The organism is Weissella sp. DD23, from assembly GCF_001579105.1.
In the GTDB taxonomy this organism is placed as follows: Bacteria; Bacillota; Bacilli; order Lactobacillales; family Lactobacillaceae; genus Weissella; species Weissella cibaria.
This window is the reverse complement of sequence record NZ_KQ970390.1, coordinates 75,490-77,110: the sequence shown is the minus strand read 5'-3', so window position 1 is coordinate 77,110 and position 1,621 is coordinate 75,490. Positions and strand designations below refer to the sequence as shown.

The 1,621-nt window shown below is 46.3% G+C and carries 1 protein-coding gene; it reads right to left on the bottom strand.

Going from position 1 to position 1,621, the window contains the following annotated elements; genetic code table 11:
* Positions 1–94: 94 nt before the first annotated feature.
* Positions 95–1,621, bottom strand: a 1,527-nt coding sequence (locus WEIDD23_RS13260; RefSeq protein ID WP_197458739.1) for a hypothetical protein, incomplete at its 5' end; no start/stop codon positions are given.

Sequence of the window (1,621 nt, the reverse complement as noted above, 5' to 3'; positions counted from 1 at the left end):
ATTTTCTCCACGTGACAAATTCTATCATGTGAAAAAACGCACAGTTGACGAAAATTTTTGCCTGTAAAAAAATTCAAATAGGGTTATTCGGACGCTAACGGTATTGTTGCCACAGAGCATCATACCGTCTTTGATAGTACTGAACTAGCGGGCCATCACCCAGGAGGACGGCATAATTATTGTAGAGCCCTTTTAATTGGCGAATCGTTTCCAATGGATTAGCTGCAAACTGTTCGTATAGCCGATATGATTCAACCCGCCAACGCCAAGCAGTATAGCGTAACGTATTCGTTAATGACGGATTATTCGTTAAAGCCAGTCGGACAAGCTGACGGACACGGTCGAAATCTCCCTTGAAGAGTGCGCCGAAAATCGCATACTCTACCGCATCAATTTGGCGGTCGGTATAAACCCGTGTCGCCCGGTTATCCCGGTGATCTTGTCGCATTCGCCGAAACCACATCGCCAACTCATCCTCATTTGTCACCACCATTAAACCAACTTTAACGAGCCGATATTCCTTTTCATGCCACTCATCTAGCTCACGTAGCAGGTTGGCCACCGCCGTCGCGACCTGTGTGGCGCGTTCTGTGCCAAACCAAGTCACGTCCGCTCGTACAGCGGCGTAGACTTCGTTCTCGTAATAATCTTCAATGTCAGTAGCGCTTTGCCGTACGACGGCTGGTGAGACCACACTGTGTGACGCACCGTATAAATTTGTGCGTGCATTTTGTTCGTCCAATGGGAACCACATGAGCACCGCGACAATGTCCCCAGTCTCAAACCCAATAATGCGCATCAAATCTAACATCTCATCAATCATCAGGGTGCCCACATCTTCAAATACCCGGTACAACTTCGACTTTGAAAAACCCAGGGCTTCCAAACTCCGTACCCGGATATGCTTGTCTTTCAAACGCCGGCGTAACGCCTCGCCAAATGATTGACTTCGCGGTTGTAGCGTCAAATCAGTGATGATAGCTGGCAACGTCTCGGCCATTTTTTGCGCATGCAATTGTTGCTTACTTAATTGTAGCCGTGTCCAAACCGCCACCAGGGATGTTTGGACGGTGTTCATCGTCATTTCGCGCACGCCCATTTGTTGCGCAGCCATCAAAAAGACGCCAATTTCAGCCGCGACCACTTCTGAATCCATGGTTAAATAGGTGCGTAGCAACCCGGTAAATCGTTGCAGTAGCAAAATTTCTACATTTGAACGGCGTGCTGGCTGACGCATAATACCTTCTAAGGTCAGCCAGACGTCCGTCACGTTTAATTTTTTAGGCCAAATAACTGCCTGATTAAGCGCAGTCATATGAATCATTAAACTTGTTTCAAACAAATTACCAGGCATATAATCGCGGAAAACTTGGACATCATGAGCGAATTTTCGATAGAGTTTAAAAAAACGTTTTGGTGTTAGATCCGTTGCAATTAATGAAAAGACACGCATTTCAAAAATCGTGAATGCCTGAATGCTATTCAGTCGATCATATAAACGTTGTGTTTTGTCACGATAATCAACCCCACAGCGGCGATCGATGATGATGTCAATCACAATTGCCACCATTTCAGCCGTTGGATAACCAACCGATGCAGCAGTTTGTGCAATTTCCGCCTG